The organism is Bacillus cereus group sp. BfR-BA-01441 (assembly GCF_022663075.1).
Classification (GTDB): Bacteria; Bacillota; Bacilli; order Bacillales; family Bacillaceae_G; genus Bacillus_A; species Bacillus_A cereus.
The window spans coordinates 1-589 of record NZ_JAKUEU010000244.1; the positions used below are offsets into that span (position 1 = coordinate 1).

Genomic DNA, 589 nt, shown 5'->3' on the forward strand with positions numbered 1-589 from the left:
AGAATCCTCTTGTGTAGCGTTTTGTTGCTTATCCTGAGAAGAATCCTCTTGTTTAGCACTTTGTTGCTTATCCTGAGAAGAATCCTCTGGTTTATCGCTTTGTTGCTTATCCTGAGAGGAATCCTCTTGTTTATCGTTTTGTTGCTTACCTTGAGAGGAATCCTCTTGTTTATCGCTTTGTTGTTTATCTTGAGACGAGTCCTCCTGTTTAGCACTTTGTTGCGTATCCTGAGACGAATCTTTTTGTTCGTGATTTTTACCTTTATTATGTTTCATACTTCTAGTCTGTTCTTTGTTATCATCCTCTTCATTGTTAGAATGCTGCTCCTGATTATCTGTTTCGTTTGCTTCTGGTTTATTTGATTTTTTTTTCTTACGTAACCAATTCCAAATCATGTGTATACCCTCTTTAATCTTGTAATATAGTGCTATTTTGTGGCTAATTTTGTATATTATTCATTTATTTATGAAAAGAAGAAGGAGATTAGTTTGCATGGAAAAAAATCTTTAGTAAGCAGTTCATACTATAACGGGAAGAGGGAGAATCTGTGCAAATTGTAAAAAAGGAGAAGTTTGTTTTAAAAGGGTT

1 pseudogene is annotated in these 589 nt (G+C 34.3%); it reads right to left on the reverse strand.

Features of this window, described 5'->3' with window-relative positions:
• A pseudogene (locus MR107_RS30315) lies at positions 1-396 on the reverse strand (spore germination protein); the annotation flags it as partial.
• Positions 397-589 lie beyond the last annotated feature (193 nt).